The following is a 16,712-nucleotide window of genomic DNA, read 5'->3' as shown; positions in this document are numbered from 1 at the left end:
AGAAGAACCTACAAATGATTTGTACATTTGCAACACAAAAGGACAACTTAATTAATATTACTTGTTATTAAAGTATGAATATAGAATGATATGATAAAAAAAATAAACCAACGCACTTTATATAATTTAATAAAGTCTCATAATCGTTATGGATATATTTCATTAGAAACGCTATCTACATGGAGCACCAAATTAAAAAACAGTGAGTCATTCCATGTAAAAAAACAATACAATAAGATAGATTAACATATTTAATATTGATACTTATTTTAATAATTCCTATTTGTTCATATATCTTAACTACATACTTCAGTAAACTTGACAACCTCTATCGCCTTCCTTGTACTTATTGGAGGCGATTTCATCTCTCAAAGACCTTATGCGATTAATCGAAATATTTATCCACTAAGAGGTACTATTATTAACTGTAATGGTCTAATAGTTCCGGACACTTCTATAAGTCTTCCTGATTACCACCTAGCTCAACTAGCTTAAGTAATCGATCTGGCATCGGTGTAGTTTGAATGCTTGAGTAAATAAGCGGATCAAGCATCTTTTCAAGATTGAAGCGCCGATTAAACTTAAAACAAAACTCTCCCAAATAAACGTCATCTAATTGAATGTAACCACTCAATGGGGTTTCATCGTCTCGCTCTTTCATTGCTTGCATCAGCTTATGCTTCATACGCCATGCTGCGTTATAAGAAATACCTAGCTGTCGAGAGAGCTCTAATGCTGAAATGCCATTCTTCTCTTGAGTGATGAGATAAATAGCTAAAAACCATATATTTAATGGCAATTTTGACGCTGAAAACAAGGTTCCTGAAGTTAATGAGCCTTGGTAATGACACTGATTACATTGAAAAAGCTGTCTTGCTTTAAGCTCGCAGTATTTATCATGACCGCAATTGTCACAACGATAACCAGAAGGCCACCGCATATCGAACAGTCGTTTACGGCATTGTTCTTCAGTACCTAACTGTGAAATAAACCCATGTATTGAAATGCTTTTTTGAAATTGGATTTTATTTTTAGCCATGATAACCCCCTCATTTTTTTGCTTCATTTTAAGTGTAGTCTAATAAGCGGAATTTGAGAGGTAATCAGGTATATTTTTAAAGATATTAACAATTAAAAGGTTATACATTATGTACAAGAATTTAGTTTTATTCACCTCTCTTTGTATCTCAGCTTCAGCTTTCGCTAATGAGAAAGTAAGTATCGACAACGTCTCAATTTTAGATGCTTACGGTACTCCACTGAACGTAGTTAGCGCTGGTCAAGAGGCGCTACTCAAAGTCAATGCATCAACACATGACGGATACCAAGATTCTTACACAATTAATCAAGCCGTAATAATTAATGATGAGTATAATAGAGTTGCAGGCTTGACTACAACAGCGCCTGAAATTAGCTATACCAGCAAGTTTAAGGTTTCAGATGCTTATGTCGAAGCTGGTGAATTTAAATATTGCGCGGACATAGAAAATATAGGGTTAATTAGCAAGTGTATCGTTCTACCATTTCAAGGTAAGTAATTTACACTTCCTCACCTGAGAATTTAATCATTCAGGTCATAGATTCTGCTGCCTTACTAAGGGCAGCATTTTTTTGCTTCACTTTAAGTGTAGTCTAATAAGCGGAATTTGAGAGGTAATCAGGTGCGCCCTTAACTGCTCATCTAACCAATCATGCTTATTGTATACGGATAAAACTCCACCTAATTAATGGCCTAGCATCTTCTCCACCACATGTGGCATAACTCCAAGCTCTGAAGCGCCTGTTAATAATGAGCGTCTAAAGTCTGCGTTCGCCAATACTCAAGCTTTAACGTAGCCCGTAAATGACGAATGTATTTATTCCTTTTTGATAAAGTCATTAATCAATTTCCACCACTAACCCATAAAATACAAAATCTATACTCACTTTTCTTCGCCTTCTCTTTCTAATGCCTTGCGATTATGTGATAGATCTCTGATAATTAATGTATTGCTATTAATTGGACACACTTATGCCGCAGGATAACGCACCAAGTTTCTTCTTCTTCGATTATGAGACGTGGGGAACTAGCCCATCTCTCGACCGCCCATGCCAGTTTGCAGGTGTCCGTACCGATGAAGATTTCAATATCATTGGTGAGCCATTAGTTATTTACTGTCGCCCTCCAATTGATTATTTACCATCTCCTGAAGCCTGTTTAATTACTGGCATCACGCCACAAACGGCGGTCAGTAAAGGCCTGTCTGAGCCTGAATTCATTACCCAAATCCATAACGAACTATCAAAACCAAATACCTGCTCGCTAGGCTATAACAACATTCGTTTTGATGATGAAGTATCACGCTACACCTTATATCGTAACTTCTTTGAACCTTATGGCTGGAGCTGGCAAAACGGCAACTCGCGTTGGGATTTATTAGACGTAATGCGAGCGGTGTATGCTCTCCGTCCTGAAGGCATTCAATGGCCAAAAGATGAAGAAGGCAAGCCAAGCTTTAGATTAGAAAAACTCTCTCAAGCAAACGGCATTGAACATGAAAATGCCCACGATGCGATGGCCGATGTTATTGCCACCATCGAGTTAGCTAAAGTCGTTAAAAAAGCACAGCCTAAAATGTTTAACTACCTGCTTTCTATGCGTCATAAAAAGAAAGCGGCAACCTTAATCGATATCGTTGAAATGACACCGTTAATGCACGTGTCTGGTATGTTTGGCGTAGATAGAGGCAATATTAGTTGGATTGTGCCTGTTGCATGGCATCCAACCAATAACAACGCCGTCATTACAATTGATTTAGCGTTAGACCCAAGTATGTTCCTAGAGTTAGATGCCGAGCAATTACATCAACGTATGTACACCAAGCGTGCTGATCTGGCCCCTAACGAATTGCCAGTTCCTGTAAAATTAGTGCATTTAAACAAGTGCCCTATTCTTGCGCCTGCAAAAACATTAACGGCTGAAAATGCTGAAAACCTAAATGTAGACAGAGCCGCCTGTTTAAAAAATCTTAAAGTGATCCGTGATAACCCTGAGATCAGACAAAAACTGATTGCTCTTTACAGCATTGAACCAAATTATGAAAAGTCGACTAATGTAGATACCCTTCTATACGATGGTTTTTTCTCTCATGCTGATAAAACCGCGATTGATATGATCCGTCAATCAACGCCTGAACAGCTTATTGATTTTGAACCTAATGTCAGTGACCCTCGTATCAAACCATTGCTGTTCCGCTATCGTGCTCGTAACTTCCCGCACACGCTTAATGAGACTGAACAACTACGTTGGCAAGCGCATCTACAAGATTATTTTGAGACGCACATGTCTGATTACGAAACACGCTTTGAAAGCTTATACCTTGAGTCTGAAGGCAATGAGAAAAAAACTGCGATTCTTCGTGCCGTTTATAACTACGTACAACAGTTAGTATCATGATTAAATACCTTTATTCTTTCGCTTGGATTTTTGCTTCATTGTTTGCTGGTAACAATCTTCAATCGTGGCTGAATATCTCTGTTCCTGGCAGTATTCTTGGAATGCTTATTCTATTTACTGCAATGGTCATAGGTGTATGCAAACCTGATTGGACAGCCACTGGTTGCCAATTTTTTATGCGTAATATGTTAATCTTGTTTATTCCAATTTCGGTTGGATTAATGACGCATTTTGATTTACTGCTCGATAACGCCATACCTATTATTGTGAGTACCGCGGGCGGATCGCTATTAGTGTTAATCTGTCTTTCATTGTTTATTGATCGTCTTGATAGAGGTAATAAATAATGTGGGTTATTTTAACGGTTATTGTTTTTTACTCGGCACGTTGGTTTGCAAAACGCTACCCACACCCACTGAATAATCCATTATTATTGAGTGTCTTTATTGTCATTCCTGTTTTGATGATATTAAAAGTGCCTTATGATACTTACTACGCTGACAATGCTTTTTTAAGCTATTTGCTACAACCTGCCGTAGTTGCTTTGGCTTATCCACTGTATGAACAACTGCCTCATATTAGATCAAACTGGAAGATTATCTTACTAGCTTGCAGTGTTGGCTCTCTGTTCTCTATGTTGTCAGGTGCGTTCTTGGCCGTATGGATGGGAGCGGATATGCAGCTAGTTGCTAGTATTTTACCAAAATCAGTGACTACCCCAATTGCGATGGCAATTTCATCTCAACTTCAAGGCGAAGCGGCAATTGCAGCTATCTTAGTCTTGTTAGCAGGATTAATGGGTGCAATTTGCGCGTACCCTATTTACAACATGCTAGGGATAAAAAGCTCATTAGCTCGTGGGTTAACAATGGGCAATGTCTCTCATGCATTAGGCACGGCTCAAGCGGCTGAAGTGAACCCTCAAGATGCGGCTTTTAGCTCATTAGCATTAGTAATTTGTGGCATTATTACCTCTTTAGTTGCTCCTGTTATTTATTCATTAATGCTGATGATAAAGTAACTATTGAGCAAAAGAACATCAAACATGGTGTGAGCTCTCTCTCAATGGTGTAATAAATGTAATTTTGCATCATTGATTGTGAGATTGGTCTATTTTTCATTTCTAATTCCCTCTAAAATGATCCCCATAATATTAAAAAAGGATCATACCAATGACCACTCTACATAAGAACTCTCTGCAACAACGTTTAGAAGAAGGAATGAAAACACTTCCTTTAACTCTACAAGCGGCTATCGCTCCTTTATTGAATGATCAATTTTCTGGTGTGATTACCAAAGAACAATTTCAATCTTTACTTTCTCAAAGTGAACTCAGTGATAAAGAAGTAAGATTGGCGCTGCTTCCATTAGCTGCTGCATTTTCTGTTGCCCCAATTTCCAATTTCTATGTTGGCGCAATCGCTCGTGGTGTTTCTGGTGATTTATACTTTGGCGCGAACATGGAATTCAGTAATGTTCAACTAGGCCAAACCATTCACGCAGAGCAATCGGCAATTAGTCACGCTTGGCTCCATGGTGAAACAGGAATTTCTGATATTACGATTAACTTCAGCCCATGTGGTCATTGTCGTCAGTTCATGAATGAATTGACTACCGCTGACAGCTTAATGGTTCAGCTTCCTGAACGTGATGAAAAATCATTACAAGAATATTTACCAGAGTCTTTTGGCCCTAAAGATTTAGGCGTTGAAGGCGGGTTATTAGCTGCGGTTTCACATGAACTTGAATTTGAAGCAACGTCACCACTGTTAAAACATGCGTTTGATGCGGCAAATCGCAGTCATGCTCCGTATTCTAAAAATATTAGTGGCGTAGCGTTAGAAATGAATAACGGGAATATTTATCATGGTATGTATGCTGAAAACGCAGCATTTAACCCAAGTTTACCGCCACTTCAAGTTGCGTTGATTCATGCAAATATGTCACGTGAAGCCTTATCTGAAATTAAATCAGCCGCATTAATTGAGCATCATAAAGGCGCAATTAGCCACCTAGCAATTACCAAGAGTACGCTAGAAGCTTTAAGTCCTAATGTGGCATTAGATTACGTTTCTTTATAACGTTGTAGAATAACGACTTAATTAGACATGTTGCATTGGTATAAATACATATAGAGGAGGCTGATGTCCCCTCTATTTTTTTATCTGTTAATTATATTATTATTGATTGCTCTTCCAACGAATAGCGGCATCGATAAGCTGTCTATCCATTCCTTTTTGACCAATTAATGAAATCCCCCAAGGTGAATTATTCACCGAGAACCATGGAAGATGTAGTTGCGGAAGATCGGCCAAACTCGCTAATGAGGTGTATTTCAAAATCTGAGTGTTCAATTTATACAACTGCTCATCAGAAGCCGTTCTTGGTGGTGCCGTATTAGCGGTGGTAGGCATTAATATTAATGTTTTTTCATCTAAAATGGATTCTAAAACGGATTTAACGAGCTCTCTTTGCTCTAATGCGATACGCTCATCTTTGTATTTTAATGACGTAAGCCATTTCATCTGTAGCTTGATTTCATTACCCACAAGAGCGTTATTTTTCTCAATCCAAGGCTCTATATTACGCAAACCTCTTGTTACTGAAATTACTTTAAGACTCTCAGCTGCCTTTGTAGTAATGATCTTACTGATCGCTTTACTACGAACTACTTTATAAGGTGATGAAGCGAGTAGTTTTTCTAGCTTCTCTTTTGCTTCATCTGGAACATCAAGAAATAAGCTGTCTAGCACGACAATGCGCTCAATCATTACTAGTGGCGACATTGGAGTAAGGATTGTCGCTACTTTTCTTATGTCCGATAAATTATTTGCAACCCAACCCAAAGAGGTCTCTTCTTTTGCGATACAAGAGATCCCATCCATATTGACCGCACTTGCTGACGATTTAAAACCATATAAGCCAGCATATAATGCAGGAACACGGATCCCACCATTCAAGTCAGTTCCTAAACCAATATCAGCGAAACCATTAGCAACCGCCGCAACAGCACCACAGGAAGCACCACCAATGAATCGTCCATTGCTGTTTGGATTTAAAATTGCCGCATAGTGGGGATTATTACCATGAAGTCCAAACCCAAACTCATCCATTTGTGTTTTACCAACAAATATTGCGCCTTTTTTTAAGATAAGATCGACTGCTGGTGCATTGGTTTTTGCTGCTTTTTGCTGTGATAACCAGGTAGGATTACCTAGCCCATTTGGGGTATCTTTTATATCAATACAATCACTGACAACAAACTTTTTATTTTCTAATGCGCCATAAAACGCCCATTGTTGTACCTCTCCAGAATGAGGAACGTAAGCGGTTTGATCATCCATAATTCAATGTTACTACTTAATTAAAAAACACAGCATACCAGTCGCGATATCGAATACAAACCAACACATTCACGGGTTCTATAATTAAATCAATAGTGTGATATTGATCTCCACGTTCCGATACAAAGTCAAATAACGAACCAAAAGCAAACGTTTGCGTATTTACCCAATTTTAGTATGATAGCGCCATATTTCACGATTACATGAGAATTTATTATGTTTGGTACTGCTCTGTCCTCTTCTGCAACAAAAGTATTGTTACTTGGCTCTGGTGAACTTGGTAAAGAAGTCGCTATTGAATGTCAACGTCTTGGCCTAGAAGTGATTGCGGTTGATCGCTACTTAAACGCACCAGCAATGCAAGTGGCTCATCGTAGCTATGTGATTGATATGTTAGACCCTAACGCACTAGAAGAGATCATCAAAAAAGAGCAACCAGATTATGTGGTACCTGAAATTGAAGCCATTGCGACTGATAAGTTGGTTGAATTAGAGAAACAAGGCCTGAATGTTGTTCCGACGGCTAATGCGACAAAATTAACCATGAACCGCGAAGGTATTCGTCGCTTGGCGGCTGAAGAATTAAAACTCCCTACTTCTCCTTACCGTTTTGTAGATACTTATGATGAATTAGTTGAAGCTGTTAAGTTTGTTGGTATGCCTTGTGTGATTAAGCCTGTGATGAGTTCATCAGGTAAAGGCCAAAGCGTGATCAAAACGGAAACTGATATTAAATCCTCATGGGACTACGCGCAAGATGGAGGTCGTACTGGCGCTGGGCGTGTCATTGTAGAAGGGTTTGTTGATTTTGATTATGAGATCTCACTGTTAACGATTCGTGCAGTTGATGGCGTTCATTTTTGTGCGCCAATTGGTCACAGACAAGAAGACGGCGATTATCTTGAATCTTGGCAGCCACAAGTAATGACTGAAGCCGCGTTGAAACAAGCACAACAAGCCGCAGAGAAAGTGGTTAATGCGCTTGGTGGGTATGGTTTATTCGGTGTAGAGCTATTTATTAAAGGTAATGATATTTACTTTAACGAGGTCTCTCCTCGCCCACACGATACGGGGTTAGTTACTCTAATTTCACAAGAAATGTCAGAGTTTGCTCTGCATGTTCGCGCTTTTACTGGAATGCCGATAAATAGCATCACTCAATATGGCCCTTCTGCTTCTTCTGTAATTTTAGGTCAAGGAACATCAACCAATATCCGTTTTGATGGACTAACTGATGCATTGAGCCAACCACAAACTCAGGTAAAACTGTTTGGCAAACCAGAAATCGATGGTCGCCGCCGTTTAGGTGTCGCTATTACTCGTCGTGATAATCTTGAAACCGCGATTGAAGATGCTATCTCAACATCAAACAAAATTAAAATCACGTACTAAAGATCCTAATCTACGCATCAGAACGGTAGATAAACGCCGTTCTGTTGGGGTTTTTACCACTTCTTATCTGATTTCATTCTTTAATCAATAAATTTTGGCTTTTTCGTTATCTAACCGTTGCAAACTTACAAGGTTAACAGGTATAAATAACCTAATTGCTCGTAAACTTTTTTATTTTAATCTCACCATGGATGATGACTATGTTTGAAAAAATCTCTGCTGCACCCGCTGACCCAATTTTAGGTCTTACTGATGAATTTAAAAATGACCCTCGTGCTGAAAAAATCAACCTTGGTGTTGGTATTTATAAGAATGAAGCTGGTCAAACTCCTGTATTAAAAACAGTAAAAAAAGCAGAAGCAGTATTGCTTGATACTGAAAAAACAAAGTCATACTTAACCATCCAAGGTACCGCAGAATACGGGCTTGCCGTTCAGAAATTATTATTCGGCGATGACGCTCAAGTTATCACTGAAAAGCGCGCTCAAACAGCTCAAGCTCCAGGTGGTACAGGCGCACTACGTGTTGCTGGTGAATTCATTAAGCGTCAACTTGGCGATGTAAAAATCTGGATCAGCAACCCAACGTGGGCAAATCACATTGGCGTATTTACCGCTGCGGGTATCGAAACGGCGCAATACAGCTATTACAACGCTGAAACTAAATCAAAAGACTTCGCAGCGATGATCTCTGATCTTCAACAAGCAAGCGAAGGTGATGTTGTTCTGCTTCACGGTTGCTGCCATAACCCAACAGGTATTGATCCAACGGCCTCTGAGTGGGAAGAGCTAGCGAAACTGTGTTCAGAAAAAGGCTTACTGCCTCTATTTGATTTCGCATACCAAGGCTTTGCTAAAGGCGTAGAAGAAGATGCTTCTGGTCTTCGAACTTTCGCTCAGTACTGCCCAGAATTATTAGTAGCAAGTTCATTCTCGAAAAACTTCGGTCTATATAATGAACGTGTTGGTGCATTTACGCTTGTTGCAAAAGATGCAGCTGTAGCTTCTGATGCCTTCTCTCAAGTTAAAGCGATCATTCGCTCTATCTACTCTAACCCACCAGCTCACGGTGCAGCAGTCGTTACCTACATCTTAAATGATGATGCGTTACGTGCAGAGTGGGAACAAGAAGTAGCAGAAATGCGTGACCGTATTCAAGAAATGCGCACTCTATTCGTAACAACATTAAAAGAGCAAGGCGTTGCCGCTGACTTTAGCTTTATTGAAGGTCAAAACGGCATGTTCTCGTTCTCAGGTCTTTCTAAAGAACAAGTAAACCGTCTAAAAGATGAATTTGCTATCTACATTGTCGGATCTGGCCGTATCAGTGTTGCTGGTATGACAAAAGACAACATGCTTCCTTTATGTAAAGGAATTACAGCGGTTCTTTAATTCTCTGCTAACGATATAAATCAATAAAGGCGCTCAATGTAAGCGCCTTTATTATTTCAATTCTAGTAATTATTTCTGCTTTCTTGCTTGGATAACAATGTTTCTAGGGGTGTCTTCTTTTAAACAAAACTCCCCAATACGAACCTCATATCCAGCTTCTTCCATCAATAAAGCGCGATCTAAACATAACCAAACTTCAAGTGGCCGTTTGAATAAGTGTTGTACCAAGTCGCATTTTTCCATCACGAGAAAAGCTGCCTTTCCTTTCTCTAACCACAATGCATAGTTCGTATCCTGTGGCAGTTTCAGTTCTTTTTTCTCAGCAGCCCAGTCACAAAACGCTTCAAAACCATCACTTAATAATGACTTTTTAATGCTTGGGATAGAGACGTACGCATTACTCTTACTTAATGATTGCTGTAATCCCTTAAACCCTAAACGAAAATACATCTCTAACTCACGATGATGTTGCGTTCGTAAGCCTGCAACCACCGTTTCTTGCAAAGGCAAGCGCAGATCATCTTTCGATAACGCCAATCCTGATTGCAACGACAATGAAGATAGGCCCGGGTAATTTGTTGCTTGCGTTAAATGAAAACAACAAGGTGAAATAGTGATCGCATCAATATTATTTGCAATACCTTTAGTCAGTAAGTTTATATGTAGATCACCGCAGGCATGCAAAGCTATCGCGTGTTGCTTCTCTTGTATCAACTCATCGCTTTGCGAAGAAAGTGCATCGCCTTGTATAAACGTCATGTTTAATTGATGGCTATTAGCATACGCTTGGCCACTATCACATAAGGACTGCTGCCACTCCAACGTCGTAACGGGTTTTCCGGTGGTTGCGGCTAATACTCTGCCTAAATACCCTTTACCACCACACCATTCTAGCCATCCGTTTTCAGGTTTATGAAACTCAACCCCTAACGTACTTAACTTCGTTATCTGTTGCCATTTTCGTCCATTAATACCTGAATCTAATCCTTTAGGAAACTGGGGGATTGATACCTCTAGCTCTGATAATTGAGCTAAAGGATAGAGTTCTGATAATTGCGGAATATACACAGAAAGTTGAGTGGCAAGTTCTTCAGGATTTGATTTTAAACGTTGTACTTCTTGAAGTGATAATCCATCAAGCCAATCACTTAACTCAGTATGAGTTTCACGCCATGGATAATCTGAACTATGAAACGCAGAAAATTGCCAAAAAAAGACCGTCTGAACTAACAAACGGTCTATGTTTAAAAATTGCTGAGGATGCATGAAAATGGCCCTGAAAATAGTATCCGGGCGATCTTAACGGACAGGAAGATTAATGTCTTTAAACATCTCTTCTATTTCGTGATTATTTTTAAGCATGGTTGCTTGCTCAACAATTGGCCGTGTTAAATGAGGCGCAAAGCGTTCCATAAAATCAAACATGTAGCTTTTTAAGAATGAACCGCGTTTAAAACCAATGGTTGTCGTACTTGCATCAAATATATGGCTGGCATCAAGTGCAACAAGATCGGAGTCTCTCTCTTCATCCATTGCCATGCTTGCTATTACCCCTACGCCAATGCCTAGACGAACGTACGTTTTAATCACATCAGCATCAGTGGCAGTAAAGACAATCTTAGGTTTTAACCCTGCTTTATTAAATGCACTGTCTAGTGCAGAGCGTCCTGTAAAGCCAAAGACATAAGTAACAAGTTCATAGGCCGCTAAATCTTCAATCGTGACATTTTTCTTTTGTGCCAGCGGATGATCTTTTGTTACTACAATAGAGCGGTTCCAGTGATAACACGGCAACATAATAGCGTCTTGATATAAATGAAGCGCTTCTGTCGCAATGGCAAAATCTGCGGTTCCTTTCGCAATTGCATCTGACATTTGTGCCGGTGTGCCTTGGTGCATATGCAAAGACACATCAGAATAACGCTTAGTGAACCCTTTAATGACATCAGGCAAAGCATAGCGAGCTTGGGTATGAGTGGTGGTAATATTAAGCGTGCCTCTTTCTGGATGAGTATGCTCACCGGCTACCGACTTAATACTTTCAACACGAGATAAAATCTCACGAGATATCTTAACAATCTCTTCACCTGAAGGGGTAACTCGCGTTAAGTGCTTTCCACTACGTTCAAAAATTTGCACACCGAGCTCATCTTCGAGCAAGCGCACTTGTTTACTGATACCCGGTTGTGAGGTGTATAGCGATTCTGCGGTTGAAGATACATTTAAGCTATGGTTAACCACTTCCACAATGTATCTTAATTGTTGTAGTTTCATATTGATTTACCTGTAATCCTTTACATAAAAATTCATTTTACTTATACGATATAGTTATATACCTATTCATCACTATTTTCAAAGCCTTATATCTAATATCTATCAATTGTTTAATTTACAATCAAATACATTAAAGAAATGTGAACCTTTGTCGATAAATTTAATTAAGACCTAGTATCATTACCCTCTTTCGAGTAATTTACTCGTAGGAATCGCCCCCCTTGCTATTCATTTAGTTTACAAGGTGTTACACTGGAAACTATTACTACTGGACGTATGTTTAAACTATGAATATTGCTCTTATTATCGGACTTTTTGCGATTCTACTTACTTTGATTATTGGCTATAACGTTATTGTTCAGTACCGAACAAAAATAGAATCAGCTAAAAAGCAAGAATCTGCAAAACATATGGCCATTATTGATTCAACCGAAGAACTTATCGCTAATGCTCATCATCTTCCATACAGTAAAGAATTATTAGTTTGTTTAAACCAACGAATTCTTGATGCATTAAAAGCCATTTCTGAGCTTGAGCCAAATGATCGCTCTTACCCTGCTCGCATTGAGAATATGGAACAACAACTGCAACAATTAAAAACCAATTACACTGGTGGTGATAGTACTAACTTCAAAGTGCCAAGTAATGATAAGCAAGCTATCGTTATGCTGAAATTGGTAAAGCGCTTACGTGATACACTACGTAATGAGCATAAAAAAGGTCGTGTAAACACACAAGTTTTTGTAGCAGAAAATGCTCGCCTTGAATCGATTCAAGTACGTATTAATATTGAAAATGTAGTGAAACGAGCAAAAGATGCGACACAACGTGGTCAAGCAGGTACTGCTCGTCAGTTGTTGAAAAAAGGTATTGATGCGCTATCAAGCAAAAATGATGGTTACTCAAACAAGGCACGAGCTCAACTACAAGATATGCTTGATGAATTAAATAATAAAACGAAAAAGAAACAAGACCAAGAACTTCAAGAACAATTGGATAAAAACAAAGATGATGATATCGATGTATTATTCCAACCTAAGAAGAAATGGTAACCGACCCACTCTTTTTCTCTATCTTATTATCAAAAAAAAGATCGCACTTAGCGATCTTTTTTTGTCTGTAGCCTTTACGCTTATTTTATCGGTGTGCCACTGTGGAATTTAAAATCGGCATCAGGCGATAGAATAAGCTCAGCCTCTATCTTAGCAAAGTGCGCCACACGGTCACTCACATCTCCGCCTGCTACTTGCTCTGCTAACGTAAGATAATCCTGATAATGGCGTGATTCAGAGCGCAAGAGAGAAATATAGAACTTCGTTAGATCTTCATCTAAATAAGGCGCTAACTTAGCAAACCTCTCACAAGAGCGCGCTTCAATGAAGGCTCCAATAATCAACTTATCAATTAATGTACATGGTTCATGCGTAATAATATTGGTAAATAAGCCTTTAGCATAACGACTAGCTCGGATGTTTTTATAAGGGATTCCGCGTTGATCCATTATCTCAAGCACTTGATAAAAATGGTGTAATTCTTCTTTAATCAAAAGCACCATTTTATCAATTAACTCTTGGCTGTATGGAGAATCTTTACGTGCCGTGATCTTTTTAGAGATATTACTCTTACCCTTTAGAGTCTCTAAACTGCCTGTTTTTTTATAAGCAAAATCTTCATACGGCTTAAACCAATCAAGTAATACATTCGTGCTCTCTGCATCAACGGCATACTTACGGATTAAATACAGCGCACTTTGAGCCGCTTTAAGCTCACACATTAAATGATCACGTAAAATTACAGAGAGGTTCTCTGGCTTTTTTGCTTCTTCTATCCATTCATCAGGAGTTTCACACTGCAAAAATGAGTAAATTGGTTCTAGTAATGATTTATCGTACATATCGTTTTTCATTTGAAAATTCTGTTTTCCATTATATCAAACCTACTAGCCCCCTGTTCAGCATTGATCATTTTTATCTTAAAAAGATTAAATTTCAATATGTTGAAGAATAAAAATAACCAATAATATGTACAATAAACTATAGATAATAAAAAAATAACTTGATCAATAATCAAATAAAAAGTACTGTACAAATACACACTGTATGGATAAACAGGTATCTTGTCATGAACAGAGCAATAACATTAAATACATACTCAAACTCATTTAATCACTCGATCTCACAACGCGTGACTCATGCTGCAAGCCTAGTCAATGCGCAATGTGAATCTCATTTCATACAGATACTAAAAAGCTTATCGAAACAAAATAAGTGGATTTTTATTACTGCAAATACCACAATGCCAACCTGTGATACCTTATTAGCTCACGGAGTGGAGCTGAATAGACTGGTTAGATTAAGGCCATCTCACCATTTATCAGAAACGGAGACTATAGAGAAAGCAAAGCAGTTTGGGACCGCAAGTGCCATTATTTGTAATTCTAATTGTTACTATTTCTCTGACTCTCAGTGGTTAACATTAAACCGAAAAATAGCAGTTCTGCACTAATAACCAAAATCAATAAATCAACGTGCTTTTAAATGAACATAAAGAAGATCAACATCTTCATTTGATTGAGATATCTCGGTATGCGTATTTTCTAAAATATACGCCACTTGGTCTTCATCTAATGTATAAGGTAATTTAATGTGTAAGTCTGTGATGCCTTCAATCCTAGCTAAACGAATTAAACGGATCATATTAGATTCATCATTGATATGAGAAGAAAGCACTTGTAACGCCTCTTGACGAAGTCTTTCTTTCGTTGGGGTAGGATTATGAACTGATGCATTCCAAACTGCGCCAAACGTTGGAATGATACTTTTTAATGCTTGAGAAAAAGTCCATTTCTGTTTGCTTGAGTCCGCAAGAAATTCACTGTAATCAAATTCAATTATATTCGTCATATTTGCCTCGATATATTCCCGCATCAACCTTCAACATCCTATTGAAAAGAACAAATGTTTTATTTATAACTACAAGTATCCTTAATCTAAGAGACATCGCAAGTATAAAACCTGACACGGATCACACTTAATAATTCTTAGCTCTGAACCTTATCATTGCTCTAACACATTATTTACACCCCTACATTTCAGCAACAAAAAAACCGCTACTAAGAGCGGTTTATTTAAATATATAACAATAATTAGTCACGAGTAAGATTGGTGTTTTTGGATATCATTGGGTCTATCTTAATTTCATACTCATTGAAATAAATCTTACACGGGCTATGTTCACGCTTCGTTGTAACTTGCTCATCAGAATACTGAATTGTTACTTTGGGATATACTCGCTCAGTTACTTTAACTACATTTTCAACTAGTTGCTTTCTTAGCTCTTCTTCAGCAGACTGGAAGCGATTCATTGAAAGCGCCATCTCTTTCGATGACTCTTCTTTCATTGTTTGAACTCGTTCAATCTGCTCTTGCGTGCGTTCCGCTTTTGGGATCTTAAATAAATCCATTTCAGCACGAACCACTTTCATCGTATTCTCTTGTGCTGCTTTATATTTGGTATTTAAATCCGCAATATTTTCTTTGTATTTATCAAATCTAGTGAAGGCATTAACCAGAGTTTCTGTGCCAGCTGTCGCCCCTAAGTTTACTGTTGTAATATTAGAGCCCGCATAGATTTCACCACCGACAATAGACCCATTACGACCTGACTTATCCATTACTGTCACTGAATTTTTACTTTTTACAAAGCTTTGTATTGCGTGTAGACCTAGTTCTATATCACCAGAAGCTTGTAGACTTGCTGATTGAACAAATTTCGCAGTAATTTTACCGCCCGCTTTAACATGGCAAGTATACTCTTCGCCATTTTCAACCTGGTGACCAATAATCCCTTTCATAGCAATCACGTCACCATGAGCCTGCACATCTGCCGATTCAATAAAGCCACCCACAGTCACACTTCCAGTCGCTTTTACAATCATATCAGCTGCAATATCACCACTAACGATAATGCTGCCTTTAAATTTGACATGCCCTGTCGAGATATCAACATTATTAAGGCATAAGGCATTATCAACATCGGCACCATCTTGATTAATCCAAGGCATGCCCGAAATCGAAGCAATAACCAATTCAGGATCATTAGGACAGATCAGGGCGCCTTTACCTGCTCGAAGTTTGGTATTTTTACCAGGAGTTGCCAGAATATCTTCACCTTTAACGGTATAGCCATCAATTCCTGGTGTTGGTGGGATACGACGAATTAATTCATCCCCTTCAACAACGCTAATCGTCTCGCCTAAATCTCGCATGTCGACTTTATCTTGTTCGCCTTCTTTCTCTTGAGGCTGTAAAGCTTGCTCTCGAAAGTCTTCAACCAAAGGAGTAAAGCTTGCATTTTCACCATCAACAGGCTCTTTACCTTTAGCAACGAGAAAAGAAATCTTGTCACCAGATCTTAAATTACGGCTTAATACCATAATTTTCTTTAGTGCATTTTGACTAATACCCCGAGTGACTTCCATACTCGTTAGCGCATTAATAATATCGCTACTTTGTACATCACGACCACCATAAGCACCAATAACACTCATCGTCGCTTTCATGTCTCGATCTTCAAGTGCAATAAAAACTTCTGCATCACGACGATCAGCAATCTGACGATTTTGATGATTACTTATCATCCCGCTTTTCATATCATGCATAATCGTAGTGATTATCTTTTCATCAAAGAAAAAACCTGTGGCTCCTATCTCTTCTAAAGCTATTTTAAATCCCTTTAAAGTTGGCTCAGCATCCGGCTGAAACTTATCAGGAAAACGTAAAACAACCACACTATCATCCTGTATTAACGTTAGAAGAGAATCCCACATATCATCACTCTTAGTATTCATTACAGCTATAAATTTAACTGTAAATA

15 protein-coding genes are annotated in these 16,712 nt (G+C 38.5%); 8 read left to right on the top strand and 7 right to left on the bottom strand.

Annotated elements, in window-relative coordinates:
• Positions 1 to 454 precede the first annotated feature (454 nt).
• The gene (locus Q1K78_RS09315) at positions 455 to 1,039 is read right to left on the bottom strand and encodes an IS1595 family transposase (protein ID WP_300177289.1); all 585 of its coding nucleotides are present in this window, start codon (positions 1,037 to 1,039) and stop codon (positions 455 to 457) included.
• A gap of 109 nt (positions 1,040 to 1,148) precedes the next feature.
• Between Q1K78_RS09315 and Q1K78_RS09310 the strand changes: the two genes are divergently transcribed.
• The 5 genes from Q1K78_RS09310 (at position 1,149) to cdd (ending at position 5,517) form a co-directional block, all read left to right on the top strand.
• On the top strand, positions 1,149 to 1,538 hold the full coding sequence (locus Q1K78_RS09310) for a hypothetical protein (RefSeq protein ID WP_300177286.1): 390 nt from the start codon (positions 1,149 to 1,151) through the stop codon (positions 1,536 to 1,538).
• 473 nt (positions 1,539 to 2,011) lie between these two features.
• Complete coding sequence (gene sbcB / locus Q1K78_RS09305; protein ID WP_300177283.1) at positions 2,012 to 3,436, top strand: exodeoxyribonuclease I; 1,425 nt, start codon at positions 2,012 to 2,014, stop codon at positions 3,434 to 3,436.
• A complete protein-coding gene (locus tag Q1K78_RS09300) occupies positions 3,433 to 3,783 on the top strand; it encodes a CidA/LrgA family protein (RefSeq protein WP_300177280.1) in 351 nt (116 codons plus the stop codon). The genes sbcB and Q1K78_RS09300 overlap by 4 nt, the downstream gene beginning before the upstream one ends.
• On the top strand, positions 3,783 to 4,457 hold the full coding sequence (locus Q1K78_RS09295; RefSeq protein ID WP_300177276.1) for a CidB/LrgB family autolysis modulator: 675 nt from the start codon (positions 3,783 to 3,785) through the stop codon (positions 4,455 to 4,457). Before Q1K78_RS09300 ends, Q1K78_RS09295 begins: the two co-directional genes overlap by 1 nt.
• A gap of 151 nt (positions 4,458 to 4,608) precedes the next feature.
• The gene (cdd, locus tag Q1K78_RS09290; protein WP_300177273.1) at positions 4,609 to 5,517 is read left to right on the top strand and encodes a cytidine deaminase; all 909 of its coding nucleotides are present in this window, start codon (positions 4,609 to 4,611) and stop codon (positions 5,515 to 5,517) included.
• Positions 5,518 to 5,616: 99 nt separating this feature from the next.
• Here the strand turns inward: cdd and Q1K78_RS09285 are convergent, their stop codons facing one another.
• On the bottom strand, positions 5,617 to 6,780 hold the full coding sequence (locus Q1K78_RS09285) for an amidase family protein (protein WP_300177270.1): 1,164 nt from the start codon (positions 6,778 to 6,780) through the stop codon (positions 5,617 to 5,619).
• Between the two features lie 216 nt (positions 6,781 to 6,996).
• On the opposite strand from Q1K78_RS09285, the gene purT reads away from it, so the two are divergent.
• Together purT and Q1K78_RS09275 are read left to right on the top strand one after the other, a co-directional pair.
• Positions 6,997 to 8,172 carry a formate-dependent phosphoribosylglycinamide formyltransferase gene (gene purT, locus Q1K78_RS09280; RefSeq protein WP_300177267.1) on the top strand — a complete coding sequence of 392 codons (1,176 nt, stop codon included), beginning with the start codon at positions 6,997 to 6,999 and terminating at the stop codon, positions 8,170 to 8,172.
• A gap of 200 nt (positions 8,173 to 8,372) precedes the next feature.
• Positions 8,373 to 9,563 carry an amino acid aminotransferase gene (locus tag Q1K78_RS09275; protein ID WP_300177264.1) on the top strand — a complete coding sequence of 397 codons (1,191 nt, stop codon included), beginning with the start codon at positions 8,373 to 8,375 and terminating at the stop codon, positions 9,561 to 9,563.
• Positions 9,564 to 9,632: 69 nt separating this feature from the next.
• Here the strand turns inward: Q1K78_RS09275 and Q1K78_RS09270 are convergent, their stop codons facing one another.
• Both Q1K78_RS09270 and cysB read right to left on the bottom strand, forming a co-directional pair.
• Positions 9,633 to 10,829 carry a methyltransferase gene (locus tag Q1K78_RS09270; RefSeq protein WP_300177261.1) on the bottom strand — a complete coding sequence of 399 codons (1,197 nt, stop codon included), beginning with the start codon at positions 10,827 to 10,829 and terminating at the stop codon, positions 9,633 to 9,635.
• Positions 10,830 to 10,862: 33 nt separating this feature from the next.
• Positions 10,863 to 11,837, bottom strand: coding sequence for an HTH-type transcriptional regulator CysB (gene cysB / locus Q1K78_RS09265; protein ID WP_300177258.1), 975 nt, complete (start codon positions 11,835 to 11,837; stop codon positions 10,863 to 10,865).
• A gap of 287 nt (positions 11,838 to 12,124) precedes the next feature.
• Between cysB and Q1K78_RS09260 the strand changes: the two genes are divergently transcribed.
• On the top strand, positions 12,125 to 12,889 hold the full coding sequence (locus tag Q1K78_RS09260; RefSeq protein ID WP_300177255.1) for a DNA repair protein: 765 nt from the start codon (positions 12,125 to 12,127) through the stop codon (positions 12,887 to 12,889).
• A gap of 80 nt (positions 12,890 to 12,969) precedes the next feature.
• Here the strand turns inward: Q1K78_RS09260 and miaE are convergent, their stop codons facing one another.
• The 3 genes from miaE to Q1K78_RS09245 form a co-directional block, all read right to left on the bottom strand.
• Positions 12,970 to 13,731: a tRNA isopentenyl-2-thiomethyl-A-37 hydroxylase MiaE gene (miaE, locus tag Q1K78_RS09255; RefSeq protein ID WP_300177292.1), complete on the bottom strand. Its 762-nt coding sequence runs from the start codon at positions 13,729 to 13,731 to the stop codon at positions 12,970 to 12,972.
• Positions 13,732 to 14,359: 628 nt separating this feature from the next.
• Positions 14,360 to 14,740 (bottom strand): transporter, encoded by a 381-nt coding sequence (locus Q1K78_RS09250; RefSeq protein WP_300177252.1) that lies wholly within the window; start codon positions 14,738 to 14,740, stop codon positions 14,360 to 14,362.
• A 242-nt stretch (positions 14,741 to 14,982) separates the two neighbouring features.
• Positions 14,983 to 16,665, bottom strand: coding sequence for a DUF342 domain-containing protein (locus Q1K78_RS09245; protein WP_300177249.1), 1,683 nt, complete (start codon positions 16,663 to 16,665; stop codon positions 14,983 to 14,985).
• Positions 16,666 to 16,712: the final 47 nt, after the last annotated feature.

Source organism: uncultured Aliivibrio sp. (assembly GCF_946479765.1).
Lineage (GTDB): Bacteria > Pseudomonadota > Gammaproteobacteria > Enterobacterales > Vibrionaceae > Aliivibrio.
Note: the sequence above shows the minus strand (reverse complement) of the source record. Positions and strands in the feature narration are given on the sequence as shown.